The sequence below is a fragment of the Streptomyces sp. NPDC091281 genome, from assembly GCF_044757425.1.
Classification (GTDB): domain Bacteria; phylum Actinomycetota; class Actinomycetes; order Streptomycetales; family Streptomycetaceae; genus Streptomyces.
Genome location: NZ_JBIVUY010000005.1, coordinates 255,708 through 280,368, shown reverse-complemented (window position 1 = coordinate 280,368; position 24,661 = coordinate 255,708). Strand labels below are relative to the sequence as shown.

General features: G+C 74.6%; 23 protein-coding genes and 1 tRNA gene. 20 read left to right on the top strand and 4 right to left on the bottom strand.

Annotation, left to right across the window (positions count from 1 at the left end; genetic code table 11):
* The first annotated feature begins 19 nt into the window (after positions 1-19).
* The 5 genes from ACIQPQ_RS15865 (at position 20) to ACIQPQ_RS15845 (ending at position 8,448) form a co-directional block, all read left to right on the top strand.
* Complete coding sequence (locus ACIQPQ_RS15865; protein WP_401304062.1) at positions 20-1,405, top strand: serine hydrolase domain-containing protein; 1,386 nt, start codon at positions 20-22, stop codon at positions 1,403-1,405.
* Between the two features lie 121 nt (positions 1,406-1,526).
* Positions 1,527-2,579 carry a dipeptidase gene (locus ACIQPQ_RS15860; RefSeq protein WP_401304059.1) on the top strand — a complete coding sequence of 351 codons (1,053 nt, stop codon included), beginning with the start codon at positions 1,527-1,529 and terminating at the stop codon, positions 2,577-2,579.
* Positions 2,576-5,599 (top strand): aminotransferase, encoded by a 3,024-nt coding sequence (locus tag ACIQPQ_RS15855; protein WP_401304056.1) that lies wholly within the window; start codon positions 2,576-2,578, stop codon positions 5,597-5,599. The genes ACIQPQ_RS15860 and ACIQPQ_RS15855 overlap by 4 nt, the downstream gene beginning before the upstream one ends.
* Positions 5,600-5,659: 60 nt before the next feature.
* Positions 5,660-6,709, top strand: coding sequence for an agmatine/peptidylarginine deiminase (locus ACIQPQ_RS15850; protein WP_401304055.1), 1,050 nt, complete (start codon positions 5,660-5,662; stop codon positions 6,707-6,709).
* Positions 6,706-8,448: an amidase gene (locus ACIQPQ_RS15845; protein WP_401304052.1), complete on the top strand. Its 1,743-nt coding sequence runs from the start codon at positions 6,706-6,708 to the stop codon at positions 8,446-8,448. The genes ACIQPQ_RS15850 and ACIQPQ_RS15845 overlap by 4 nt, the downstream gene beginning before the upstream one ends.
* Before the next feature lie 62 nt (positions 8,449-8,510).
* On the opposite strand, the gene ACIQPQ_RS15840 is transcribed toward ACIQPQ_RS15845, so the two are convergent.
* Entirely contained in the window at positions 8,511-8,681 is a 171-nt protein-coding gene (locus ACIQPQ_RS15840) for a twin-arginine translocase TatA/TatE family subunit (protein ID WP_401304049.1), read from the bottom strand.
* Positions 8,682-8,811: 130 nt separating this feature from the next.
* On the opposite strand from ACIQPQ_RS15840, the gene ACIQPQ_RS15835 reads away from it, so the two are divergent.
* A complete protein-coding gene (locus ACIQPQ_RS15835; protein WP_401304046.1) occupies positions 8,812-9,756 on the top strand; it encodes an ion transporter in 945 nt (314 codons plus the stop codon).
* A gap of 27 nt (positions 9,757-9,783) precedes the next feature.
* Here the strand turns inward: ACIQPQ_RS15835 and ACIQPQ_RS15830 are convergent, their stop codons facing one another.
* Positions 9,784-10,800: an aldo/keto reductase gene (locus ACIQPQ_RS15830; RefSeq protein ID WP_401304043.1), complete on the bottom strand. Its 1,017-nt coding sequence runs from the start codon at positions 10,798-10,800 to the stop codon at positions 9,784-9,786.
* 141 nt (positions 10,801-10,941) lie between these two features.
* Here ACIQPQ_RS15830 and ACIQPQ_RS15825 point away from each other — a divergent pair, with 141 nt between their 5' ends.
* The 7 genes from ACIQPQ_RS15825 (at position 10,942) to ACIQPQ_RS15795 (ending at position 17,752) form a co-directional block, all read left to right on the top strand.
* Entirely contained in the window at positions 10,942-11,826 is an 885-nt protein-coding gene (locus ACIQPQ_RS15825; protein WP_401304042.1) for a helix-turn-helix domain-containing protein, read from the top strand.
* A gap of 75 nt (positions 11,827-11,901) precedes the next feature.
* Positions 11,902-12,489, top strand: a complete 588-nt coding sequence (locus ACIQPQ_RS15820) for a hypothetical protein (RefSeq protein ID WP_401304039.1) — start codon at positions 11,902-11,904, stop codon at positions 12,487-12,489.
* A 522-nt stretch (positions 12,490-13,011) separates the two neighbouring features.
* Positions 13,012-15,492 carry an ATP-binding protein gene (locus tag ACIQPQ_RS15815; RefSeq protein WP_401304037.1) on the top strand — a complete coding sequence of 827 codons (2,481 nt, stop codon included), beginning with the start codon at positions 13,012-13,014 and terminating at the stop codon, positions 15,490-15,492.
* 128 nt (positions 15,493-15,620) lie between these two features.
* Complete coding sequence (locus ACIQPQ_RS15810; protein WP_383766560.1) at positions 15,621-16,055, top strand: roadblock/LC7 domain-containing protein; 435 nt, start codon at positions 15,621-15,623, stop codon at positions 16,053-16,055.
* A gap of 2 nt (positions 16,056-16,057) precedes the next feature.
* Entirely contained in the window at positions 16,058-16,429 is a 372-nt protein-coding gene (locus ACIQPQ_RS15805; RefSeq protein WP_383766558.1) for a DUF742 domain-containing protein, read from the top strand.
* Positions 16,407-17,042: an ATP/GTP-binding protein gene (locus ACIQPQ_RS15800; RefSeq protein ID WP_383766556.1), complete on the top strand. Its 636-nt coding sequence runs from the start codon at positions 16,407-16,409 to the stop codon at positions 17,040-17,042. Before ACIQPQ_RS15805 ends, ACIQPQ_RS15800 begins: the two co-directional genes overlap by 23 nt.
* Positions 17,043-17,182: 140 nt before the next feature.
* Positions 17,183-17,752 (top strand): GAF domain-containing protein, encoded by a 570-nt coding sequence (locus ACIQPQ_RS15795; RefSeq protein WP_401304034.1) that lies wholly within the window; start codon positions 17,183-17,185, stop codon positions 17,750-17,752.
* Between the two features lie 152 nt (positions 17,753-17,904).
* Here ACIQPQ_RS15795 and ACIQPQ_RS15790 read toward each other — a convergent pair whose 3' ends face one another.
* Positions 17,905-18,510, bottom strand: coding sequence for a GPP34 family phosphoprotein (locus tag ACIQPQ_RS15790; RefSeq protein WP_401304032.1), 606 nt, complete (start codon positions 18,508-18,510; stop codon positions 17,905-17,907).
* 199 nt (positions 18,511-18,709) lie between these two features.
* Between ACIQPQ_RS15790 and tdh the strand changes: the two genes are divergently transcribed.
* The 7 genes from tdh to ACIQPQ_RS15755 all read left to right on the top strand — a co-directional run bounded on the left by tdh (position 18,710) and on the right by ACIQPQ_RS15755 (position 23,853).
* A complete protein-coding gene (gene tdh, locus ACIQPQ_RS15785) occupies positions 18,710-19,738 on the top strand; it encodes an L-threonine 3-dehydrogenase (protein ID WP_383766548.1) in 1,029 nt (342 codons plus the stop codon).
* A 109-nt stretch (positions 19,739-19,847) separates the two neighbouring features.
* Entirely contained in the window at positions 19,848-21,041 is a 1,194-nt protein-coding gene (locus tag ACIQPQ_RS15780) for a glycine C-acetyltransferase (RefSeq protein WP_401304030.1), read from the top strand.
* Between the two features lie 118 nt (positions 21,042-21,159).
* Positions 21,160-22,065 (top strand): LysR family transcriptional regulator, encoded by a 906-nt coding sequence (locus tag ACIQPQ_RS15775; protein WP_401304029.1) that lies wholly within the window; start codon positions 21,160-21,162, stop codon positions 22,063-22,065.
* Positions 22,066-22,114: 49 nt separating this feature from the next.
* Entirely contained in the window at positions 22,115-22,702 is a 588-nt protein-coding gene (locus ACIQPQ_RS15770; RefSeq protein WP_401304026.1) for a helix-turn-helix domain-containing protein, read from the top strand.
* Positions 22,699-23,286: a GNAT family N-acetyltransferase gene (locus ACIQPQ_RS15765; protein ID WP_401304024.1), complete on the top strand. Its 588-nt coding sequence runs from the start codon at positions 22,699-22,701 to the stop codon at positions 23,284-23,286. The genes ACIQPQ_RS15770 and ACIQPQ_RS15765 overlap by 4 nt, the downstream gene beginning before the upstream one ends.
* Positions 23,287-23,316: 30 nt before the next feature.
* Positions 23,317-23,676, top strand: coding sequence for an MmcQ/YjbR family DNA-binding protein (locus ACIQPQ_RS15760; RefSeq protein ID WP_383766535.1), 360 nt, complete (start codon positions 23,317-23,319; stop codon positions 23,674-23,676).
* A 103-nt stretch (positions 23,677-23,779) separates the two neighbouring features.
* A tRNA-Pro gene (locus ACIQPQ_RS15755) sits at positions 23,780-23,853 on the top strand.
* Between the two features lie 103 nt (positions 23,854-23,956).
* Here ACIQPQ_RS15755 and ACIQPQ_RS15750 read toward each other — a convergent pair.
* Complete coding sequence (locus ACIQPQ_RS15750; RefSeq protein ID WP_401304020.1) at positions 23,957-24,517, bottom strand: VanZ family protein; 561 nt, start codon at positions 24,515-24,517, stop codon at positions 23,957-23,959.
* Positions 24,518-24,661 lie beyond the last annotated feature (144 nt).

Sequence of the window (24,661 nt, the reverse complement as noted above, 5' to 3'; positions counted from 1 at the left end):
ACGTACGGAGAAGAACACCATGGCAGCCACCACGATCACCCTCGGCCCCGACTTCCACGACACCGTCCGCGGGGTGCTGGAGGACACCTCGTGGGCCGCGGGCGTCTCCCTGGCGATCACGGACCGCCACGGCGTCCTCGCGCGGACGACCGCCGGATCCGCCGACCTCGCCGCCGGGACCGCCGTACGGGACGACACGCTCTTCGAGATCGGCTCCATCTCCAAGGGCTTCACGGCGGCCCTCGTCCTCCAGGCCCGCGACAGCGGACTCCTCGACCTCGACGCGCCGGTCACCCGCTACCTCCCCTGGTTCGAGGTGCGGTCGGCGTTCGCGCCGATCACCGTCCGCCACCTGCTCAACCACACCGCGGGCATCGTCAGCGGGCCGGAGTACACGGGGGAGGCCGCGTTCGAGGTCTGGGCCCTGCGCGACACCGAGGCGACGACCCCGCCCGGCACCTGGCACTACTACTCCAACACCGGCTACAAGACCCTCGGCCTCGTCCTCCAGGCGGTGTCCGGCCTGCCCTACGAGCAGCTCCTCGCCGAACGGCTGCTCGGCCCGCTCGGCATGACCGCCTCGGAGGCGGCCGTCACCCACGACACACGGCGCCGCCTCGCCGTCGGCTACGCGCCCTTCTACGACGACCGGCCGCCGCGCCGCGCCGACGGACTGGCACCGGCGCACTGGCTGGAGACGGCCACGGCCGACGGCAGCATCGCCTCCACCCCCTCCGACATGACCGCCTGGATCAGGCTCCTGCTGGGCGACGGCGACACCCGCCTCCTGCGCCCCCACAGCCTGCGCGAGATGATCACCGACCCCGTCGAGGCCGAGGAACCGCCCTACACCTACGGGCTCGGCATGTACGTGTACGAGCGCGAGGGCCGCGCGTACGTCGCGCACACCGGAGGAATGGTCGGCTACAACGCCGCCCTCGTCTGCGACCGCGAACGGGGACTCGGCGCCGTCGTCCTCGCCAACGGCAGCGGACCCTGGTCGGACCTCGCCCACCACGCCATCGAGCGGGCCGACGCCGCCCGGTCCCGCCGCCCGTCCCCGGCGCTCGTGCTGCCCCGGTCCGCGATCGAGGAGGCCCCGGAGCGGCCCAGCGTCATCGAGGAGCCGCCCACCCGCTGGGCCCCCCTCGTCGGCCACTACCGCGGCTACAACCCGTGGCTCCCCAACATCCGGGTGCAGTGCAGCGGCGGACGGCTCTGGGTCTGGCAGGGCGACTTCACCACCGACCTCGGCGAACCCCTCGTCCCCCTGGCCGACGGCACCTTCCGCATCGGTGACGACGCGCGTTCGCCGGAGCGACTCGCCTTCGACGTCGTCCTCGACGGCAAGGCGACCCGCGCGACGCTCTCCGGCTACCCGCTGTACCGCACGTTCACCCCGTGACGTCCCGTCCGCCCCGCCCACCGGGCCGACGGCCCGCCGCCCCCGCACGTCGCCCGCGCGCGGCCCTCCGCACCCGCCGCGCACCGGGACGACGCCACCACCACAGAAAGGTGTCTCTCGCGTGATCCAGGTCATCGACGGGCACAACGACCTCCCGTGGGCGCGTCGCGCACGCCACGGCCGCACCACGGCAGGACTCGACGCCCCCGTACCGGACCTGCACACCGACCTCCCGCGGCTGACGGCCGGCGGCGTCGGCGGACAGTTCTGGTCGGTGTGGGCCGACCCCGACCTCGTGGGCGCGGACCAGGTGACGGCGACCCTGGAGCAGATCGACTTCGTGCACCGCCTCGTCGACGCCTATCCCGACCGGCTCCGGTTCGCGCGGACCGCGGCGGACGTCCGCGCCGCCTTCGACGAGGGACGCGTCGCCTCCCTGATCGGCGTCGAGGGCGGGGCGCAACTGGGAGGCTCGCTCGCCGTCCTGCGCCAGTACGCCCGGCTCGGCGCGCGCTACCTCACCCTCACCTGGTCGCGGACCACCGCGTGGGCGGACTCCGCGACGGACGACGCACGCCACGGCGGCCTCACCGACTTCGGCCGGGACGTCGTCCGGGAGCTGAACCGGATCGGCGTCCTGGCCGACCTCGCCCACGTCTCTCCCGCGACGATGCGCGACGCCCTGGACGTGAGCACCCGCCCCGTCATCGTGAGCCACTCGGGCGCCCGCACGCTCTGCGACCACCCCCGCAACGTCCCCGACGACGTCCTGGCCGCGATCGGCGCCGCCGACGGCGTCGTCATGGTCGCCTTCGTCCCGGCGTTCCTCACCCCCGCCTGCCACGCGTGGGAACAGGCCGGGGAACGGGGCGAGATGCCCCCGGTGGGCGTCGCCGACGTCGCCGACCACATCGAGCACGTACGCCACGTCGCGGGCGTCCACGCGGTGGGCATCGGCGCCGACTACGACGGGACCGACCGCATGCCGACCGGGCTCGGGGACGTCTCCCGCTACCAGGAACTCCTGCGCGAACTCCGCCGCCGCGGCTGGAGCGGACCCGACCTCCACCGCCTCGCCCACGGCAACGTCCTGCGCGTCCTGGAGACCGCCGACACCGATCACCTCGCCTTCCTCGCGGGCATCCCCGACGGCCGAGGGACGTGGGCCGCGTGAACGACGGACACCGCGCGTCGGTACGACCCGACGTCTCCGAGACGGACGCCGAGACCCTCGCGCGCGACCTGTACGGGATCGAGGCCGTGGCGCGTGAGCTGGGCAGCAACCAGGACCGCAACTTCCTCCTCCGGGAGCCCGACGGAACCCGCAGTGTGCTCCGCATCGACAACCCCGCCCTCGGGGACGAGGCCCGCGACGCCCAGCACGCCGCCCTGGCCGCCTACCGCGCCGCGGGCGTCCCCGCCCCCGCCGTCCTGGCCGGTCCGGACGGGCAGCTGACCCAGTACGGCCGGGACGGGCTCGCCGTACGGCGCAGCGAGTTCGCCGACGGTGAACCGATGCTCGGCGCGGGCTGGCTCGCCCCCGTGGTGCTGCGGGAGTTCGGCGCGCTCGCCGCCGCGTCCGTGCACGCCCTCGCGCCGCTGACGCACCCGGGACTCGACCGCGCGCACATGTGGGTGATGGCGAACGCGCACCACGAGGTCGGCAGGCTCGCCCCCGCGATCCGCGACCGCGCGCTCCGCCGTCGCGTCCTCGCCGCCGCCGACGAGGCCCGGTCCGCCTTCGACACCGTCGCGCACCGTCTGCCGGTCCAGGCGATCCACGGGGACCTCACCGACGACAACGTCATGGGCGTCCGCGGGGAGGACGGCCGTCTGCACCCCCGCGTCGTCCTCGACCTCGGTGACCTCGCGCACGGCTGGCGCGTCTCCGAACTGGCCGTCACCGTGTCGTCGTTGCTGCACCACGAACCGGGGCGCCCGTTGCGCGTGCTGGAGGCGGCCGAGGAGTTCCACGCCCGTGCGCCGCTGTCCGACGCCGAGACGCGCGCCCTGTGGCCGCTCGTCGTCCTGCGCGCCGCCGTCCTCGTCGCCGGCGGATGGCGGCAGGTGGAGATCGACGGCGACCACACGTACGCGCGCGACCGGATCGCCGTCGAGCGGGCCATCTTCGAAGCGGCGACGTCGCTGCCGCTCGCGGAAGCCGTCGCGCACACGACCGCCCTGCTCCACGGCGCCGAGCCGCCCGCCGCCCCGGAACGCCCCGACGCGACCGCCACGGGTACCGGGGAGGAACCTGCCGGGCGCCCGCCCGTGCGCTCCCTGCTGCCGGACCTCGCCGGTCAGGTGACCGTGGCGGACGTCGGGGTGGAGAGCCCGGCGTGGGACGCCGGGCGGTGGCTCGACGCCGACGCGGAGGACGGCCTCGTCGCGGACGCCCTCACCGCGGGAGCCGCCGTCGTGGTCCTTCCCCACGGCGTGTACCGCCTCCCGCGTACGCGGATCAACTCCCCGGACGCCGCCGCGACCTGGCCCATCGGCACGGAGCTGCACGTCGCCGCCGGACCGCCGCTCGTGGTGACGACACCCGTCGACGCGACCGTGACGGCCGTCGGCGAGCACGGCGTCCGGCTCCGCCTCCCCGACGGCCGGTATCTCGTCCTCGACGGGTTCTCCGCCACCGCCGAGCCGCACGGCGTCCTCGCCGCGGGGGCCCGCCTGGGCGTGCTCCCGGCCGCCGCGGAGTCCCGCCCCCTCTCCGTCACCCTCCTGCGCGCCGACGCCGTCGAAGGGGCCGCGCCGCCCCTCGACGCGGTCGCACCGGCCGCCGGGCGCTCGGCGCTGGTCACGCCGGAGCGGGTGCGGGCGTGGTCGGTCCTCACCGACGACCCGGCCGACCTGCTCGGCCTTCCCGCACGGGCGGAGCGGGACGAGTCGGCCGACGAGCGGCGACGCCGCGAGCGGGTCTTCTCCGACGTCCAGGAGCGCTACTACGAGAACCCGATGCAGATCGAGCGCGGCTGGCGGCACCACCTCGTCGACACGACCGGCCGCGCCTACGTCGACCTCGTCAACAACGTGACGGGACTCGGGCACGGGCATCCCGGCATCGCCGACGCGGTCGACCGGCAGATCCGCCTCCTCACCACCAACTCACGCTTCCTCTACCGGTCGCTGGCCGAATACAGCGAGCGCCTCCTCGCACTGCTCCCGCCGGGCTCCCCGCTCGACACCGTGCTGCTGGTCAACTCCGGTTCCGAGGCCGTCGACCTCGCCCTGCGCCTCGCGCACGCGGCCACCGGCCGCCGGACCGTCGTCGCCCTGCGCGAGGCCTACCACGGGTGGACGATGGCCGGCGACGCCGTCACCACCAGCGCCTACGACAACCCGTACGCCCTGGGGACGCGGCCCGACTGGGTCCACGTCGCGGACGTCCCGAACCGTTTCCGCGGCACCCACCGGGGCGCGGCGGACGACCGCTCGGTCGGCGCCCGCTACGCCGCGGATCTCGGCGCGGACCTCGACCGGCTCGCCCGCGAGGGCCGCCCGGCCGCCGCGTTCCTGTGCGAGTCGGTCCTCGGCAACGCCGGTGGCGTCCTCCTCCCGGAGGGATACCTGGCGGACGTGTACGCGCGCGTGCGCGCCGCGGGCGGACTGTGCGTCGCCGACGAGGTGCAGGTCGGCTTCGGCCGCACGGGATCGGGCTTCTGGGGCTTCGAACGGTCCGGGGTCGTGCCGGACCTCATCGCCGTCGCGAAGCCGATGGGCAACGGATTTCCCGTCGGGGGAGTCATCACCTCCCGGGCCGTCGCCGACGCCCTCGCCTCCCAGGGGCAGTTCTTCTCCTCCACGGGCGGGAACCCGCTCTCCTGCCGCGTCGGGATCGCGGTCCTCGACGCGATGGCGGCCGAGGGCACCCAGCGCAACGCGCGCGACGTCGGGCGCCGGCTCGCGGACGGCTTCCGGGCGCTCGCGGCGAAGCACCGGATCATCGGACCGGTCCACGGCGAGGGCCTCTACCTCGGCGTGGAACTCGTCCGCGACCGGGACACCCTGGAACCGGCCGCGCGGGAGGCCGCCGCGATCTGCGAACGGATGCGGGAACTCGGGGTGATCGTGCTCACCACCTCGGAACGCTCCAACGTCCTGAAGGTCAAACCGCCCCTGTGCATCACGGCGGAGAGCGCCGACTTCGTGGTCGCCACCCTCGACCGCGTCCTCACCGAGGGCTGGTGACGGCACGCACGGGGCCTCGCCCCCCGCACCGCCCTTCCCCGATTCCACCGGAGATCCACGATGACCTGGCGCATGCCGTCCGAGACCGCCCCGCACACCCGCACCTGGATGGCCTTCCCCCGTGAGGGCCGCAACCTCGGAGAGGGCGACGCGTACAAGCAGACGGGATACGACGCCTGGGCCGCCGTCGCGCACGCCGTCGCCGAGTTCGAACCGGTGACCATGGTCGTCGACCCGACCGAGCGCGACCGCGCGCGGCGCATGCTCGGCGGACACATCGACCTCGTCGAAGCCCCGCTCGACGAGTTCTGGATGCGCGACTTCGGCCCCACGTTCGTCGTCGACGACGAACGACCGGGGGTGCTCGGCGCCGTGGACTGGATCTTCAACGGCTGGGGCGACCCCGACTGGTCCGAGTGGCGGCTCGCCGCCGGCATCGCCCGACACGTCACCGGCCTCGTCGGCGCCGAAGCGGTCCCGTCGCTGCTGGTGAACGAGGGCGGCGGCATCCACGTCGACGGCGAGGGCACGGTGCTGGCCACGAGGACCGTCCAACTCGACCCCCGGCGCAACCCGTTCGCCGAGGAGCACCACGTCGAGGCCGAACTGCGGCGCACCCTCGGCGCGACCAGGACGGTGTGGCTGCCGCGCGGACTGACCCGCGACTACGAACTGTTCGGGACGAAGGGCCACGTCGACATGGTCGCGACGATCCCCTCACCCGGAGTGCTCCTGCTCCACACCCAGACCGACCCCGCCCACCCGGACTTCCCCGTGACCCGCGACCTGCGCGCCCTCCTCGCGCGGGAGACGGACGCCGCCGGGCGCCCCTTCCGGATCGTCGACCTCCCGGCCCCCGCGATCCTCCGCGACCAGGACGGATTCGTGGACTACTCCTACGTCAACCACCTCGTCGTCAACGACGGCGTCATCGCGTGCGGCTTCGGCGACGCACGCGCGGACGGCGCCGCGCGCGACATCCTTCGCTCCGTCTATCCCGGACGGCGGGTCGTCACCGTCGACTCCCGAGCGGTCTTCGCCCGCGGCGGCGGCATCCACTGCATCACCCAGCAACAGCCCGCTCTCACCCCGAAGGGGATCGCCCGATGACATTCGAGGTCCACGAGGCATCCATCGCGCAGCTGCGACGAGCCCTCGCGTCCGGGGCCACGCGGTCCGTCGATCTCGTGAACGCCTACCTCGCCCGCATCGCGGCCTACGACCGCCCGGAGAGCGCGACGGCGCTCAACGCCATGGTCGTCATGAATCCCGACGCCCTCGACGAGGCCCGCGCCTCCGACGAGCGCCGGGCGCGCGGCGAGGTCCGGGGGCCGCTGGACGGAATCCCGTACACGGCGAAGGACAGCTTCCTCGTCCGCGGCCTGACCGCGGCGTGCGGCAGCCCGGCGTTCGCCGACCTCGTGGCGCGGCGCGACGCGTACACCATCGAGCGGCTGCGCGCCGGGGGCGCGATCTGCCTCGGTCTCACGAACATGCCCCCGATGGCCAACGGCGGTATGCAGCGGGGTCTCTACGGTCGCGCGGAGAGCCCGTACCGGGCCGACCGGCTGACGAGCGCCTTCGGCTCGGGGTCGTCCAACGGGTCGGGCACCGCCACGGCCGCCTCGTTCGCGGCGTTCGGCCTGGCCGAGGAGACCTGGTCCTCGGGCCGGGCACCCGCCTCCCACAACGCGCTGTGCGCCTACACGCCGTCGCGCGGGGTGATCTCGGTGCGCGGCAACTGGCCGCTCGTGCCCACGATGGACGTCGTCGTCCCGCACACCCGCACCATGGCCGACCTGCTGGAGGTGCTGGACGTCGTCGTGGGCGACGACGAGGACAGCCGCGGCGACTTCTGGCGCGCGCAGCCCTGGATCCCGCTGCCCGCCGCCTCCGAGGTGCGTCCCGCGGCCTACCCGTCGCTCGCGCCCGCGGACCAGGCCGCCGCGCGGCGCACCCTCGCCGGAATCCGCCTCGGCGTCCCGAGGATGTACATCAACGCCGACCCCGAGGCCGGCACGAACCCCGGCGGAGGCATCGGAGGCCCCACCGGGCAGCGCATCCACACCCGCGCGTCGGTCATCGCCCTGTGGAACGCCGCGCGCCGCGATCTGGAGGAGGCCGGGGCGGAGGTGGTCGAGACCGACTTCCCCGTCGTCTCCCGTTACGAGGGCGACCGGCCCGGCGCCCCCGACGTACGGAGCCGCGGACTCGTCAGCCCCGCCTACCTCCACCGCGAGATCGTCGACCTCTCGGCGTGGGCGTGGGACGACTTTCTGCGGCTCAACGGCGATCCCGCGCTGTCGACCCTCGCCGACGTCGACGGCGCGACGATCTTCCCGCACCCTCCGGGCGCCCTGCCCGACCGCTACACCGGCTTCGACGACGACATCGCCACGTATCCCCGGCAGGTGCGGGAACACCCGTACGCCGCGCTCACGGACATTCCCGAGCTGGAGGCGGGCCTGCGCGGGCTGGAGGAGACCCGGCGCGTCGACCTCGACGCGTGGATGGACGACCGGGGCCTGGACGCGGTCGTGTTCCCGGCCGTCGCGGACGTCGCCCCCGCCGACATGGACGTCGACCCGGCGTCGGCCGAACTGGGCTGGCGGAACGGGGTGTGGGTGGCCAACGGCAACCTCGTCCCACGCCACCTCGGCATCCCCACCGTCACCGTGCCCATGGGCACGATGCACGACATCGGCATGCCGGTCGGCCTCACCTTCGCCGGACGGGCCCACGACGACACCAGGCTCCTCCGGCTCGCCGCGGCCTTCGAGGCGACGGGCGGCAGGCGGACCGCGCCGCCGCGCACGCCCCCGCTCGGCGGGGCGGACCCCGTGACCTGACGGGCGCCGCCGGACAGCGGGGCGGCGGGGCGGCGGGGCGGCGGGAGGCACGGAGCGTCCGGTCAGGACCGCGGCGCCCCCTCCGGCGGGTCCTGCTCCCTGAGCGCCTTCGCCTCGCTCTTGAAGATCCGGGCCGCCTTGCCCGCGGACCGGGTCAGCTCGGGTAGTTTCCTGATCCCGAGGACCACGACGATCACCAAGAGGACCAAGGCCAGTTCGCTCAAGCCGAACATCAGGTCCGCCCTCCGCATTCGATCTACAGTGCTGTAGAAGTGTCTCCCGGCAGATGATCGCCCAACAAGGGTGTTCTTCCGGCCGCACCGGCCGGAAGGCGTCCCCGTCGTACGGAGGCAGGACAGCAGCATGCTGGAGCAGCACAACCAGACGGACGCCGCCGTCTCCGGGTCGGCCGCCGGGGAACTGGCCCGCCGGTGCCGGGAGGTCACGGAGGCCAGGTGGTTCGCCCTGGCGGTCCTCGCCGTGATCCTCCTCAACGCGGCACTGCTGGGCGCCGAGACGTACTCCGGGCTGGTCGACGCGTGGCGTTTCTGGTTACGGCTCGCCGAACACGGCTGCCTGGCCGTGTTCACCGTCGAGATCCTTCTGCGCCTCGGCGCCCACGCCGACCGCCCCTCGGGCTTCTTCAAGGACCCGTGGAACGTCTTCGACCTCGCCGTCGTCCTCTGCGCCTTCCTCCCCGTGGTCCGCGAGAACACCACCGTGCTCCGGCTGCTGCGCCTCGCCCGCGTGCTGCGCACCGCCCGCTTCCTGCCCCAGCTCCGGATCGTGCTCGCCGCGGTCGCCCGCAGCCTCCCCGGCACACTGAGCTTCCTTCTCGTGGGCGCCCTGCTGCTGTACGTGTACGCGATGGTCGGCTGGGTCTTCTTCGGCCAGCGCGACCCCGCGCACTACGGCTCGATCGGCCGCGCGGTCCTGACGCTGTTCCTCCTCATGACCCTCGACGGCATCGGCGACGCCGTCCACGCGGGCCTGGAGATCTCCCGCTGGAGCCTCCTCTACTACGCCTCGTACGTCCTGCTGGCCTCGTTCGTCCTCGTCAACGTCCTCATCGGCGTGGTCATCACCTCCCTCGACGAGGCCCGCGAGACGGAGCGGCAGGACGGGGAAGGGGACGGGGTGCCGCGCCCGCCGGAACCCGACCCGGAGGGCCACCACCTGCTGCTGGCCCGTATCGGAGCCGCCCGCCAGGCCCTGGACCAGCTCGAACGCGATCTCGGCCGTGCCCCGCTGCCGCCGCCCGACCTCGCGGGGACGGCGCCCGAGACGCCGGTGCCCCTCCACAGGTGAACACGGCCCCGCGCGGGGGCCGTCCGTTCAACGGCGGCGCAGCCGCTTGTCCGTGAGGGCGGGGGTGGGGTCGATGTAGAAGTCGTCCGGGTTGACGTCGACACCGGGCGGCACGATGGCGTCGATGCGGTCCAGGACGTCGTCGCCGAGTTCCACGTCCGCCCCGGCGAGAAGGTCGGCGAGGTGCTCGGGGCGTCGCGGGCCGATCAGCACCGCGGTGACCGCGGGGTGGGCGCGGACGAAGGCGGTCGCCAGGTGGGAGAGCGGCAGCCCGGCCTCGGCCGCCAGCGCGGTCAGCTTCCGCACGGCGTCGGCCTTGGCCCGTACGCCCGGCCGCGTCAGGTCGAACATCTTCGCCCCCGCACCGGCGTTGCGGTGCCCCGCGGTGGGGTCGGCGCGGCCGGACAGCCAGCCGGAGTTGAGCGGCCCGAAGGTCAGGACGCCCAGGCCGTACCGCTGCGCGGTGGGCAGCACCCGGTTCTCCACCCCGCGGGTGAGGATCGAGTACGGCGGCTGCTCGCTGCGGAAGCGGTGGTGGCCGCGCCGCTCGGCCGTCCACTGCGCCTCCACGATCTCCTCCGGCGCGAAGAAGGAGCCGCCCACGGCGCGGATCTTCCCGGCCCGGACCAGGTCGGAGAGGGCGCCGAGGGTCTCGTCGACGTCCGTGTACGGGTCCGGCCGGTGGAGCTGGTAGAGGTCGATGCGGTCGGTGTCCAGGCGGCGCAGACTGTCCTCGACCGCGCGGTGCAGCCACCGCGCCGAGCCGCCGCGGCGGTTGGGGTCGTCGCCCATCGGCAGACCTCCCTTGGTCGCCAGCACGACGTCGTCCCGGCGGCCCTTGAGGGCCTTGCCCACGATCACCTCCGACTCGCCGCCGGAGTACACGTCGGCGGTGTCGACGAGGTTGATCCCGGCGTCGAGCGCCGTGTGGATCATGCGGATCGACTCGTCGTGGCCGGTGTCGCCCATCGCGCCGAACATCATCGCGCCGAGCGCGTACTCGCTCACCGACAGACCCGTCCCGCCGAGAATCCTGTGCTTCATCCGGTGCCTCCTGTGCTCGATGGCCTGCTCAAGCAGCCAAGCACCGTTCCCGGCGGAGGGGGGAGGCCCGGCCGGACCGGGGGTCCGACAGGCCCCCTCCGGCCCACCCGTCCCCCCGACCGGCCGGTCTACCGTGGAGCCATGGGCAAGGAAGCCAACACCGAGCTGCGGGATTTCCTGCGCAGCCGCCGCGCGAAGATCACCCCGCGGGAGGCGGGCCTCACCCCGCACCCCGGTGCCCGGCGCGTCCCGGGCCTGCGACGCGAAGAGGTCGCCCAGCTCGCCGGGGTCAGCGTCGACTACTACGTCCGGCTGGAGCGCGGCACCCGCGCCAACGTCTCCGAGTCCGTCCTGGACGCCCTCGCGCGCGCCCTGCGGCTCAGCGACCTGGAGCGGGCGCACCTGTTCCGCCTCGCCCGGCCGACCCGCGGCCGGGCGCGTCCCCTGCCGCCGCAGCGCGTCCGCCCCGGACTGCGGCTCCTGCTCGACAGCCTGACCGACGTCCCCGCCCTCGTGCTGGGCCGACGCATGGACGTCCTGGCCGCCAACCACCTGGGCCGGGCCCTCTACACGGATTTCGAGGCGCTGCCCGCCCGTGACCGCAACATGGCCCGGCTGATCTTCCTCGACGACCACTTCCGGTCGCTCTACCCCGACTGGGAGGGCTCCGCCCGCGGCATCGTCTCCTCCCTCCGCGAGTACGCCGGACGCCACCCCCACGACCCGGCCCTCGCCGAACTCGTCGGTGAACTCTCCGTCCGCGACCCCGACTTCCGCGGCTGGTGGGCCGACCACGACGTCTTCCGCCGCACCCACGGCACCAAGCGCTACCACCACCCCCTCGTCGGCGAACTCGTCCTCGGCTACGAGGCGTTCACCCCCGCCGACGACCCGGAGCAGACCCTCGGGATCTCCACGGTCGAACCCGGCTCGCCCTCCGCCGACCGCCTGCGCCTGCTCGCCACTTGGACCGGCCCCGACCGGCCGACCGCGCCCGACGCGACGGGGTCCGTACGGGAGGGATGAGCGCCGGGCGCGGCCCCGTACCTTCCGCCCCCCCCGTGACGCGGTGGGCGGCCCGGCGGGTCCGGGCGCTCACCCGTGCCGGTGAGCGTCGGCGGGGCGGGCGGCGCCGGGCGCCCCGCCGGGGACACCCTGGACGGCATGCGCTCCCCGCTCGCCGCCGCCGTGTCCACCGTGGCTGCCGTGTCCGCCGTCCTGTTCCTCGGGGGCTGCGTCTCCGTGCCGCACGACGCGCCCCCGGCACCTCCGCGTCCGACGACGGCCGCCGTCACGGGCCCGGCCACCCCCGACAGCCCGGCGAGGCCCACGAGTTCCGTGCCCGCACCGTCTCCCCGGCAGCCCGAGGCGTTCACGGCGCTGGTGCGGGTCGCCGACGGGTCCGAGCGGCGGCGCCGCGCGGAGGGGGAGCGGCGGCCGGTCACGGCGCCGCGTCGGCTCCCCGACCGCCCCGCCCCGATCGCGCGGCCCCGGACCGCCGAGCGGCCCGCCCCGGCCCGGCCCGCGTCGCCCCCGCGCACCCGGCAGCACCCTCCGGCGGCACCCCGCGCGCGGGGCGCCGGGCCGCGCGACGCCGGGACCGGCGACCTGCGGACGGTCTGCGGCTGGTCGGGCGAGTCGGTGGTGCCGCCGTCGGTGCGCGCCCTCTGCGACACGTACGTCCGCTGACCGGCCGGGGCGGGCGGGGCGTGAGCACGTACCCGCCCCCCGTCGTTTCCCTGTCGTCCTCGTGCGACCGCCGTCCACCCGGCGTCGCCGACCCGGCCCGTCTCCGTCATCGACGGACGGAGTTCGCCCTCCGCCGCGCCGCGAAGGAGGGGGTCCGCCCACGGCGGTCAGTGGACGACGGTCGACGCTCCTCACGGACGGTGATCGCTTCCGATCGGGTCAGATCATTCGCTGGCGTATTCGCAGCCGCTTGCGAACAGCACGTTTGCGGGTTTATCGGTCGAACGTGCGAGTCCTCATACCATCGCGGGACGCTCACCGGGGGACTTTGCCAACTGCCCATCGCATCAGATGCGTTCGCAACTACTGTGAGTCGCCGTCGGGTGGCAGAAGAACGACAGGCGGCGGCGGACCGATCCAGGTCCCCGCTCCTCCGTCTCCCGCGACCGACACCGCGATGGCGCACGCCGGGCGGCTCGCCCCACGCGAGCACCCGGCCCGACGGACAGTACGAGGACCCCGATGTCTCACCTCCGCGCACCCGCCGCACGCGCAGACCGCCGTGAGGGCGGACGGCACGGACGGCCCGTCACCCGCACCACCCCCGCCCGCCCGGCCTCCGACCGCCCGGCGGCCCCGGCCCGGACCGCGCCCGCGGCGGCCGACACGCAGATACGGCCCCAGCTGCTCCGCCTGGCCGTGCTGCCCCCGACGGCGGTCGCGCTCAGCGCCTCGGCGGCCGTGCTCTTCACCGTCCGCACCGGCGGAGCCCGGCCCGGCCCCATGCTCTGGGCGGTCCTGTGCGGCGCCGTCGCCGTGACCTGCGTCGGCATCCTCGTCGCGGCCGTCGCCGCCGACCGCGCCGCCCGCTCCGTCAGCGACCGCGTCGCCGCGCTGCGCCGCGCCAGCGGGCGCGGCGAGGCGGAGCTGCGGTCGGTCCTCGACGCCGTACGGGCGGGCGAGGCCCCGCCCCGGCGCACCGCGCGCGGCGGCCCGCCCGACGACGCCGACGAGTTCGAACTGCTCGCCGCCGACCTCTCCCGCGCCCACGACGGCGCCGTCACCGCCGTCGTCCAGGCCGCCCGCCTGTCCGGGCGGACCGGCAGCGAACAGAAGCTGGAGGTCTTCGTCAACCTGGCGCGGCGCCTGCAGTCCCTCGTGCACCGCGAGATCTCCCTGCTCGACGAGCTGGAGAACGAGATCGAGGACCCCGACCTCCTCAAGGGCCTCTTCCACGTCGACCACCTCGCCACCCGCATCCGCCGCCACGCCGAGAACCTCGCCGTCCTCGGCGGGGCCGTCTCCCGGCGGCAGTGGAGCAACCCCGTCTCCATGACCGAGGTGCTGCGCTCCGCGATCGCCGAGGTCGAGCAGTACTCGCGGGTCAAGCTCGTCCCGCCGATCGACGGCGACCTGCGCGGCCACGCCGTCGCCGACGTCATCCACCTCGTCGCCGAACTCGTCGAGAACGCCACCGTGTTCTCCGCCCCGCACACCCAGGTGCTGCTCCGTGTCAACCTCGTCACCTCCGGCCTCGCCGTCGAGGTCGAGGACCGCGGCCTCGGCATGCCCCTGGAGGAGCAGGGCCGCATGAACGCCCTCCTCGCCGACCCCGACCAGGTCAACGTCGGCCGCCTCCTCTCCGACGGCCGCATCGGCCTCTACGTCGTCTCCCAGCTCGCCCGCCGCCACGGCATCCGCGTCCGCCTCCAGGGCAACATCTACGGCGGGGTCCAGGCCGTCCTCGTCGTCCCGCAGGCCCTGCTCGGCAGCGCGACGGGGCTCGCCCTGCCGCCCGGCGAACGGACCGGCGCGGGAGCCGCCCCGACCGGGGGCCCGGCCGCACCGGACCCGCACGGCGCGCCCCGGCCCGCGCTGCCCACCCAGCCCATGCCCGCCCAGACCGCACCCGGTCACGCCGTCCCGCGGCACGCCGGACCCGGTCAGGCCGTAACCGGTCGCTCCGCCCCGGACGCCGCCCACGCGCCGCACCGCCGGGGGACGCCGCCCGCCCCCGCCGCCGAGCCCGGCTCGCACCGGCCCGACCGGCGGCCCCAGCCGGGACCGGAGCAGAGGCCCGAGCGCGTACAGGCGTTCGGCGACCCCCTCACCGACCCGCTCCCCGCCACCCCGGCGGCCCCGCTGCCCGACCCCCTGACCGACCCGCTCCCGCTGTCCACGCACAGGGACAGGGACACGGACACGGACCCGTACGGCCTGCCGGGCTACGACACAGGGCGGACCGCCACCCCCTGGGAGGACGCGCCGCGGGCCGACGCCCCGTGGACCGGCGGTGCCGGGGGTCCCGCCCCGCTGCCCGTGCGGGGCGCGCGGGACGAGCGGCCCACGCCCGCCGAGGCGGTGCCCGGCGTCCGCCCGGAGGACCGCCCCGTCGTGGACGGGAACGAGGGCGTCGTACCCGTCCCGCGCGTCGGAGCGGCCCGCGACACCGCGGCCAGGCCCGTGCTGCCGCGCCGCCGGGCCCAGGAGCACATCGCGCCCCAGTTGCGCGGCGGCCCCGCGCCCCGCCCCGACGCCGGGCAGACCGTCGGCCACGACCCCGGTCTGATGGCGGCCTTCCGGCGGGGCGTCGGCCTCGCCGAGACCCAGCAGAGCCTGGAGACGGACCCGCTGGACACCCTGGCCACCGCCCCCGGTCCCTTGCACGCCCACGACCCCGACCCGCTCCGCGCCCCCGCCCCGGAACCGCCCCCGCTGCCCGTCCGCGCACGCACCGCACCCCCGTACGGCGCCGACGCCCCCGCCCCGCTCACCCCCACCCCCCACGCCACGGACACCCTCGGCACCTACGGATTCCCCTCGCAGCCCTCGCACGCCTCGCAGCCGTCCCCGGCCCCCCAGGGCACCGAGGCCGCCGGCACCGCCCGCACCGAGCACCCGGACCGGCCGGAGCAGCCCCCACAGTCCCCTCAGCCCTCGCACCCCGGTCACCTCGACCACCCGCCCCACCCCCGGCACGACGGGAGCACACCCGCCGGATGAGCGCGCCCCCGACCACCCCCACACCCACCCCCACCCGCGGTCATCGCGGCGATCCCGCACCCCCCACCGCCCCGACCACCCCCACCGGTCCTCCCGCCGACCTTCGTACCCCAAGGAGTCGATCCACCATGGCGAGCGACGCGCCGACCAGCCAGGCAACCGATCTCGACTGGCTGATGAGCGGCCTCGTGCAGCGCGTACCGCACACCACCAGCGCGGTCCTCCTCTCCTGCGACGGCCTCGTCCGGTCCGTCCACGGGCTCGACCACGACAGCGCCGACCACATGGCCGCCCTGGCCTCCGGCCTGTACTCCCTCGGCCGCAGCGCGGGCGCCCGCTTCGGGGACGGCGGCGACGTCCGCCAGGTCGTCGTCGAACTCGACTCGACGCTGCTCTTCGTCACCACCGCCGGTTCCGGCACCTGTCTCGCCGTCCTGGCCGGACGCGAGGCCGACGCCGCGGTCCTCGGCTACGAGATGGCGATGCTCGTCAAGAGCGTCCGGCCCTACCTCGTCACCGCGCCCCGGCAGCACGCCGTCGAACCCTCGGTGATGGGGCCTTGAGCGTGACGGCGGCCGGCGACGGGCCCTGGCTCGACGACGCGGCCGGACGGCTGGTGCGCCCCTTCACCGTCAGCAACGGCCGCACCAGACCGACCGTCTCCCTCGACCTCATGTCCCAGGTCATGGCCACCGGGGCGACCCCCCTCGGCCACCTCGGCCCCGAACACGCGCAGGCGCTCGACCTCTGCCGCGCGCCCGTCCCGGTCGCCGAGGTGGCGGCCCACCTGAAACTGCCCGCGGCCGTCACCAAGGTGCTGCTGGCGGACCTCGTCGACTGCGGGGTGCTCACCACCAAGCCCCCGGAGTTCCACCACAACCCCACCGACCGGGCCCTACTGGAGGCAGTGCTCGATGGACTACGACGACAGCTCTGAGCGCGACGGCCACTACCCCGGCCCGGACGCCGACCCGTTCCCCACTGCCCTGAAGATCCTCGTGGCGGGCGGGTTCGGCGTCGGCAAGACCACCTTCGTCGGCGCGGTCAGCGAGATCGCGCCGCTCAGCACCGAGGAACTGCTGACCACCGTCAGCGCCGCGACCGACAGCCTGGAGGGCATCGAGAACAAGGTCGAGACGACCGTGGCCATGGACTTCGGGCGCATCACCCTCGACGCGGAACACGTCCTCTACCTGTTCGGCACCCCCGGGCAGGAACGGTTCTGGTTCATGTGGGACGAACTCTCCGAAGGCGCCCTCGGCGCGGTCGTCCTCGCCGACACCCGGCGCCTCGTGGAGTGCTTCGCCGCCATCGACTTCTTCGAACAGCGCGGCCTCGGCTTCATCGTCGCCGTCAACGAGTTCGACGGCGCCCACCGCTACGACCCCGAGGAGGTCCGCGCCGCCCTCGACCTCCACCCGGACATCCCCGTCGTGCCCTGCGACGCCCGGATCTCCGCCTCCAGCGTGCAGACCCTCCTCACCCTCGTACGCCACCTCATCGCCCACGCCCCGGCCGCACCCCAGCCGAGCCGGGGCGCCCACATGTGACCGCCCACCACCCCGAACCGGAGCCGCACATGACCCGAGTCCCCCGCCAGGGAGCCCGCCCGTGACCCCGACCCCCCGCCGCCGTCCCGACGGAGCCCGCCCGTGACCGACCTCCCGACCACCGCCGACGGAGGCCGCCCATGAGCTACGACCCGCCGCGCCCGGCCGGTCGACTGCTGCTCACCCCCGACGACGAGGAGGCGCCCGCCCGCGCCCGGAGGCTGCGCCGACTCGGCCTCGGGGACCGGCCGGAACCCGACCTCGACGCCTTCGCCGGGCAGCTCGCCGAGGTGACCGGCGCGCCCTACGCCATGGTCAACTTCCCCGACCGGGAACGGCAGTTCTACGCCGGGCTGCGCACCCCGCCGGGCGGCCGGGAGGCCCGCGGCGGCAAGCCGGAGGTGGGGCGCCGCCTCGCCCGCGAGTACGGCTGGTGCCCGTACGTCGTCGCCCGCCGCAAGGCGCTCGTCCTGGAGGACGTCGGCGACTACCCGCGCTTCGCCGGGAACCCCCTCGTCGACGAGTACGGCATCCGCTCCTACCTGGGCGCGCCGCTGATCGACGCCTCCGGCATGGTCCTCGGCACGGTCTGCGTCGCCGACCTCGCCCCCCGGCCGTGGGGCAAGGCCGGCCTGGAGACCATCAAGACGACGGCGGCGCAACTGGCGGAACGACTGGAGAGACGGGAGACGGGCGGGTTCCCGCCCTGACCGCGTGCGCGGGGGCGGCCTCGTCCGGCGAGCCGATCAGCCGGTGATCCGGTCGTCCGGTGATCCGGTCGTCGGGCGAACCGGTCATCCAGTGACCCGTTGATCCGGTGACCCGGTCGTCCGGTTTTCCGCCCCCGCGCCGTCCGGTCCGTTCAGAAGCCGCGCCACACGTTGTCGAACGCCGCGTCCTCCACCGACCGGCGCTGCTGCACCGCCGCCAGTTCGGTGACCGCCTCGCCGACGGCGGCCAGCACGGTGGCGACGGGGTCGGGGAGGGAGTCCGGGTAGCCGCCGTCGGGCTCCTCGCGCAGACCGGCCTCGGTGGCCAGCGCGGTCAGCACCGGCTCGGCCGACGACCAGCGCTCGGCCGCGTGGACGGCGGCGGGGGAGTCCGACCGCACGGTGGGGGCGGGGTTCGTCCCGAGCAGCCTGCCGCGCGGCCGGGTCACCGCCCCGTCCGCCTCCAGCCGGGACGTGTACGCCGCCGACAGGCCCCGGCCCCGGCGCCACAGCCAGTCCTCGACCGACTCGAACGGCTCCACCCGGACGAGTGCTCTCTCCGCCTCCGCGAGCAGGGCGTCCGGTTCGGCCGTCACCGGGCCCGGCACGATCCGCTCGTCGTCCAGGGCGACCGCCCCCGACGCCAGCAGGTCGATCAGCTCGGCCCCCGCGAGGGCGAGGGCCAGTTCGCCCTGTTCCAAGGAGCGGGTGGGCGTCACGTCCAGCGAGACGATCAGCAGGTCCTGTGCTGTACTCATGAGCGGCTCCCCAACCTAGATCTTCGTCCAGGGTGACACGTCGGCGCGCGGCGTGAAGCGGAGCTGTGGAGCCGCTTAAGAAAGTCTCGATGGACCGGGGCGGCGGCGTACGGCAGATTGCAGGCAGAATCCACCCCTTCCCCCGGTCCGGGCTCCTTCGGCATGCCCGGCCCCGTGGGTCTCAGCAAGGAGCCGCAGCTTGAAGGCGCTGGTCAAGGAGAAGGCGGAGCCCGGACTGTGGCTCGTGGACGTCCCCGAGCCCGTCATCGGACCCGGCGACGTCCTGATCAAGGTCCTGCGGACCGGGATCTGCGGCACCGACCTGCACATCCGGTCCTGGGACGGGTGGGCGCAGCAGACCATCCGCACCCCCCTCGTCCTCGGCCACGAGTTCGTCGGCGAGGTCGTCGAGACCGGCCGCGACGTCGCGGACATCGCCGTCGGCGACCGGGTCAGCGGCGAGGGCCACCTCGTGTGCGGCAAGTGCCGCAACTGCCTCGCGGGCCGCCGCCACCTCTGCCGCGCCACCGTCGGCCTCGGCGTCGGCCGCGACGGCGCGTTCGCCGAGTACGTCGCGCTGCCCGCCACCAACGTGTGGGTGCACCGCGTCGCCGTCGACCTCGACGTGGCCGCGATCTTCGACCCGTTCGGCAACGCCGTCCACACCGCCCTCTCCTTCCCGCTGGTCGGCGAGGACGTGCTGATCACCGGCGCCGGGCCGATCGGCCTGATGGCCGCCGCCGTCGCCCGGCACGCGGGCGCCCGCAACGTCGTCGTCACCGACGTCAGCGAGGAGCGTCTCGACCTCGCCCGCAAGATCGGCGCGAGCCTCGCCCTGAACGTCTCCACCGCCACGATCGCGGACGGGCAGCGCGAGCTGGGCCTGCGCGAGGGCTTCGACATCGGCCTGGAGATGTCCGGGCGTGCCGAGGCGCTGCGCGACATGATCGCCAACATGACGCACGGCGGCCGGATCGCCATGCTCGGCCTGCCCGCCGAGGAGTTCCCGGTCGACTGGGCCCGGATCGTCACCTCGATGATCACCCTCAAGGGCATCTACGGCCGGGAGATGTTCGAGACCTGGTACGCGATGTCGGTGCTGCTGGAGGGCGGCCTCGACCTCTCCCCGGTGATCACCGGCCGCTACTCCCACCGCGACTTCGAAGCCGCCTTCGCCGACGCCGCCGGCGGCCGGGGCGGCAAGGTCATCCTGGACTGGACCGCGTAGCACGCCCGTCGCCCGCGCGGCCGGGAGACCCGGCCGCGCCCGCCAGACACCCGCCGCAGACACCCGCCGCGCGGACCGCCCTCCGCGCGCCACCCGAGGAGCCTTCCCGATGTTCGACTCCGTGCGCGACGACCTGCGCGTCACCCTCGACGAGATCCGCGCCGCCGGACTGCACAAGCCCGAGCGCGTCATCGGCACCCCGCAGTCCGCGACCGTCGCCGTCACCGCGGGCGGCCGTCCCGGCGAGGTGCTCAACTTCTGCGCCAACAACTACCTCGGCCTCGCCGACCACCCGGAGGTCGTCGCCGCCGCCCACGCCGCCCTGGACCGCTGGGGCTACGGCATGGCGTCCGTGCGTTTCATCTGCGGCACCCAGGAGGTCCACAAGGAGCTGGAGGCGCGGCTGTCGGCGTTCCTCGGCCAGGAGGACACGATCCTCTACTCCTCCTGCTTCGACGCCAACGGCGGTGTTTTCGAGACCCTGCTCGGCCCCGAGGACGCCGTCATCTCCGACGCCCTCAACCACGCCTCCATCATCGACGGCATCCGCCTGTCCAAGGCCCGCCGCTTCCGGTACGCCAACCGCGACCTGGCCGACCTGGAACGCCAGTTGAAGGACGCCTCCGACGCGCGCCGCCGCCTGATCGTCACCGACGGCGTCTTCTCCATGGACGGCTACGTGGCGCCCCTCGCCGAGATCTGCGATCTCGCCGACCGCTACGACGCGATGGTCATGGTCGACGACTCGCACGCCGTCGGCTTCGTCGGCCCCGGCGGGCGCGGCACCCCCGAGCTGCACGGCGTGATGGACCGCGTCGACATCATCACCGGCACCCTCGGCAAGGCCCTCGGCGGCGCCTCCGGCGGCTACGTCGCCGCCCGCGCCGAGATCGTCGCCCTGCTCCGCCAGCGCTCGCGCCCCTACCTGTTCTCCAACACCCTCGCCCCGGTGATCGCCGCCGCCTCCCTCACGGTCCTCGACCTGCTGGAGTCCGCCGACGACCTGCGGGTGCGGCTCGCCGAGAACACCGCCCTGTTCCGCCGCCGGATGACCGAGGCGGGCTTCGAGATCCTGCCCGGCGACCACGCCATCGCCCCCGTCATGATCGGCGACGCCGCCCGCGCGGCCCGCCTCGCCGAACTCCTCCTGGAACGCGGCGTGTACGTGATCGGCTTCTCCTATCCGGTCGTCCCGCAGGGCCAGGCCCGCATCCGCGTCCAGCTCTCCGCCGCCCACTCCACGGACGATGTGAACCGCGCGGTCGACGCGTTCGTCGCGGCCCGCGCGGAACTGGACGCCTGAGGACGCCGGGGGCGCGGCCCGAACGGGGCACCCGCCCTCCGCCCCCCTGCTCCACCCCGGACCGGCCCGTCGGAACGGGCCGGTCCGGGTGCCCGTCGCCGCTTGCGACAATGGGCTCATGATCGAGGCACGGCGGCTCCACATCCTCCGTGCGGTGGCCGACCACCGCACCGTGACGGCGGCCGCTGCCGCCCTCTACCTCACCCCCTCCGCCGTGTCGCAGCAGCTCACCGCCCTGGAGCAGGAGACCGGCCACCGCCTGGTCGAGCGTGGCGCCAGGGGCGTACGCCTCACCCCCGCGGGCGAGATCCTGCTCGCCCACACCCACGCCGTCCTCGCCCAGCTGGAGCGCGCGGAGGCCGAACTCGCCGCCTACGGCTCCGGCGCCGCCGGGACCGTCACGGTCGCGGCCTTCGCCACCGGCATCACCCTCGTCGTCGCCCCCGCCCTGGCCCGGCTCGCGGCCACCGCGCCCGGCATCCGGCTGCGCGTCCAGGACGCCGAGGGCGACGCCAGCCTGCCGATGGTCCTCGACCGGCAGATCGACATCGCGGTGGCCGTCGAGTACCGGGGCGCGCCCGCCGCCGACGACCCCCGCCTCACCCACGTCCCGCTCTACGCCGAGCCCTTCGACGCGGTCGTCCCCGTCACCCACCGCCTCGCGGACACCGCCGAGGTGCCGCTGGCGGAGCTGGCCAAGGACCCGTGGATCGGCCCGTACCCCGGCAACCCCTGCCACGACGTGGTCGTCCTGGCCTGCGAGCACGCCGGGTTCCAGCCTCGCCTGGAGCACTCCTCCGACGACTTCCGCGCGGTGGTCGCGCTGGCCTCCGCCGACGCGGGCGTCGCTCTCGTGCCCCGCTCGGCGCTGCGCGGCATGGACCTCACCGGGGTCGTCGTCCGCCCGGTGGACGGGGCGGCCCCGACCCGCCGCGTCTTCGCCGCCGTACGGCGCGGCGCCGAGGAGCACCCGCTGATCCGCCCGGTGCTGGACGCGCTGGGCGGGGCGACCCCGGCCGCCTGAGCGCCGGGAGCCCTTCCCTGTGTCTCACATCCGGGATAGATTCCTGGATGTGAGACAACCTGTCGATGCCGACCCCGGCCCCGACCCCGTGGACGCCCGCCTCGCCGCCCGGCTGGGGGAGCTGCGGGCCGAGCGCGGCTGGTCGCTGGGGGAGCTGGCCGAGCGCAGCGGCGTCAGCCGCTCCACCCTCTCGCGCGCCGAACGCGGCGAGATCAGCCCCACCGCCGCCCTCCTCAACCGCCTCTGCCACGTCTACGGCCGGACCATGTCCCGCCTTCTCGGCGAGGTCGAGTCCGAACCGGCGCCGCTGGTCCCGGCCGACGCGCAGTCCGTGTGGGAGGACCGGGCGTCCGGCTTCGTCCGCCGCTCGGTGTCCCCGCCGCACCCCGCCCTGCGCGGCGAACTCGTCGAGGCCCGCCTCGCCGCGGGCGCCGACCTCGCCTACGACCGCCCGCCCGTCCCCGGCCTGGAACAGCACATCTGGCTCCTGGACGGCGCCCTCACCGTCACCGTCGCCGACCTCGACCACCCCCTCGCCCCCGGCGACTGCCTGCGCCTGCGGGTCTGGGGCCCGACCCGCTTCCGCTGCCCCGCCGACCGGGGCGCGCGCTACCTGCTGGCGGTGGTGCTGCCATGACCCCGGAACGCCTCGACGCGCAACGCGTCTCCGGCAAGGCCGACGACAAGACCGACGACAAGACCGACGACGCGGCCGCCCTCGCAGCCCTGGCAGACCTGGCCGATCTGGCGGACCTCCTGGTCGACACCGTGGACGGCGGCGCCTCCGTCGGTTTCCTCGCCCCGCTGGCCCGCGCCGACGCCCTCGCCTGGTGGCGGGAGCGGGCCGCCCTCGCCGCCGCCGGACACCTCGCCGTGTGGGTGGTCCGGGCCGACGGCACCGGCCGGATCGTCGGCACGGTCACCCTCGCCCTCCCCGACAAGCCCAACAGCCGCCACCGCGCCGAACTCGTCAAGCTGATGGTGCGCCGCGAGGCCCGCGGCCGGGGCCTCGGCCGCCTCCTGCTGGCCACCGCCGAACGGGCCGCCGCCGAGTCCGGTCTCACCCTCCTCCACCTCGACACCGAGACCGGCAGCCCCGCCGAACGCCTCTACACGGCCGCGGGCTGGACGCGCGCCGGGACGATCCCCGACTACGCCGCCGACCCCACCGGCGTCCTGCGGCCCACCACCCTCTACTACCGGCGGCTGCCCACCGGGTGAGTGTCAGTGCGGGGCGCTACGGTGCCCCACATGCCGCACGCCGACGACGTACGCCGTATCGCCCTGTCCCTGCCGGACACCACGGAGAAGACCGCCTGGAACATGCCCACCTTCCGGGTCGCCGGGAAGATGTTCGCCACCCTCCCCGAGGACGAGACCTCCCTCGCCGTGCGCTGCCCCAAGGAGGAGCGCGACGAACTGGCCCTCGCCGAGCCCGGCAAGTTCTGGATCGCCGACCACGAGGCCCAGTTCGCCTGGGTCCGGGTCCGGCTCGCCGCCCTGGAGGACGAGGACGAACTGCGCGCCGTCCTCGCCGACTCCTGGCGCCAGGCCGCCCCGCCCCGCCTCCTCGACCTCCACCCCGGCCTCGGCGTCCCCCCGGAGGCCTGAGCCCCCGGTCCGGCCACCGGAAACCGGGGCGCGACCACGGACCCGAGTGCGGTATTGTTTCCCTGCACGTTCGGCCCGGGGAAACCCCAGGTCAGACGGGCAACGGGACGTGGCGCAGCTTGGTAGCGCACTTGACTGGGGGTCAAGGGGTCGCAGGTTCAAATCCTGTCGTCCCGACTGGAGACAGTCGCAGATGAGGGGCGGTTCCGGAGCAATCCGGAACCGCCCCTCACTCATTGTTCGGGGACCGGTCCGGAGGGGCGAAGACCGTGACATCCGGTCAGACGGTGCTGGGCGACGGGGACAACTTGTTCAGTACGGCGCGCGTGGCGGCGGTGCGCCGCGCCGTGCGCAGGGCGGCGTAGCCGAGGAGGCCGCCGAAGGTGTTGGCGATCAGGTCGTTGACGTCGGTGACACGTCCGTTGCCCAGGGTGACGTACTGGAGCAGTTGTGTCAGCTCGATTCCGAGGCTGGCGAGGGCGCAGATCGCGACGGTGCGACCACCGGTGAGGCGGTGGGCGAGCAGGGGCAGGAGGAAGCCGAGGGGGACGAACATGACGACGTTGGGGATCATGGAGATGTCCGCCGTGAGCAGCGGGATCGGCTGGATCTGGCTGGTCCAGGATGCCGTGTTGCGGTATTCGCCGCCGTAAATCCACAGCGGGAAGATCGTGATGGAGAGGAGCCCTGCCGCGTAGAGCGCGGTAAGGGCCCGGAGTACCAGCGGGCCGCCGCGCCACCCGGGGACGTCGCCTCGTCGGCGTGCGAGGGCGAGCAGCGCGAAGGCCGCGAGCGCCGGACCGAGGACGGCGGTGGTGGGGATCTGGGTCTGGAAGTTCACGTCGTACTCCTGCGGCGGGCTTGTGCGGATCGCTTGAGCGATCGTGTCCGGGCGGGGTGCCGCCGTGGATCGGTCGAAGGAGGGAGACCGGCCGGCGACCCTACGACTTTCGGCAGAGGGGCCAGGGGTGGCCGAGTCCGTAGG

Coding starts and splice junctions, on each gene's coding strand:
- ACIQPQ_RS15865 (WP_401304062.1), top strand. CDS start 20: ATGGCAGCCACCACGATCACCCTCGGCCCCGACTTCCACGACACCGTC.
- ACIQPQ_RS15850 (WP_401304055.1), top strand. CDS start 5,660: ATGACCTGGCGCATGCCGTCCGAGACCGCCCCGCACACCCGCACCTGG.
- ACIQPQ_RS15845 (WP_401304052.1), top strand. CDS start 6,706: ATGACATTCGAGGTCCACGAGGCATCCATCGCGCAGCTGCGACGAGCC.
- ACIQPQ_RS15840 (WP_401304049.1), bottom strand. CDS start 8,681: ATGTTCGGCTTGAGCGAACTGGCCTTGGTCCTCTTGGTGATCGTCGTG.
- ACIQPQ_RS15835 (WP_401304046.1), top strand. CDS start 8,812: ATGCTGGAGCAGCACAACCAGACGGACGCCGCCGTCTCCGGGTCGGCC.
- ACIQPQ_RS15830 (WP_401304043.1), bottom strand. CDS start 10,800: ATGAAGCACAGGATTCTCGGCGGGACGGGTCTGTCGGTGAGCGAGTAC.
- ACIQPQ_RS15825 (WP_401304042.1), top strand. CDS start 10,942: ATGGGCAAGGAAGCCAACACCGAGCTGCGGGATTTCCTGCGCAGCCGC.
- ACIQPQ_RS15815 (WP_401304037.1), top strand. CDS start 13,012: ATGTCTCACCTCCGCGCACCCGCCGCACGCGCAGACCGCCGTGAGGGC.
- ACIQPQ_RS15810 (WP_383766560.1), top strand. CDS start 15,621: ATGGCGAGCGACGCGCCGACCAGCCAGGCAACCGATCTCGACTGGCTG.
- ACIQPQ_RS15800 (WP_383766556.1), top strand. CDS start 16,407: ATGGACTACGACGACAGCTCTGAGCGCGACGGCCACTACCCCGGCCCG.
- ACIQPQ_RS15795 (WP_401304034.1), top strand. CDS start 17,183: ATGAGCTACGACCCGCCGCGCCCGGCCGGTCGACTGCTGCTCACCCCC.
- ACIQPQ_RS15790 (WP_401304032.1), bottom strand. CDS start 18,510: ATGAGTACAGCACAGGACCTGCTGATCGTCTCGCTGGACGTGACGCCC.
- ACIQPQ_RS15780 (WP_401304030.1), top strand. CDS start 19,848: ATGTTCGACTCCGTGCGCGACGACCTGCGCGTCACCCTCGACGAGATC.
- ACIQPQ_RS15775 (WP_401304029.1), top strand. CDS start 21,160: ATGATCGAGGCACGGCGGCTCCACATCCTCCGTGCGGTGGCCGACCAC.
- ACIQPQ_RS15765 (WP_401304024.1), top strand. CDS start 22,699: ATGACCCCGGAACGCCTCGACGCGCAACGCGTCTCCGGCAAGGCCGAC.
- ACIQPQ_RS15760 (WP_383766535.1), top strand. CDS start 23,317: ATGCCGCACGCCGACGACGTACGCCGTATCGCCCTGTCCCTGCCGGAC.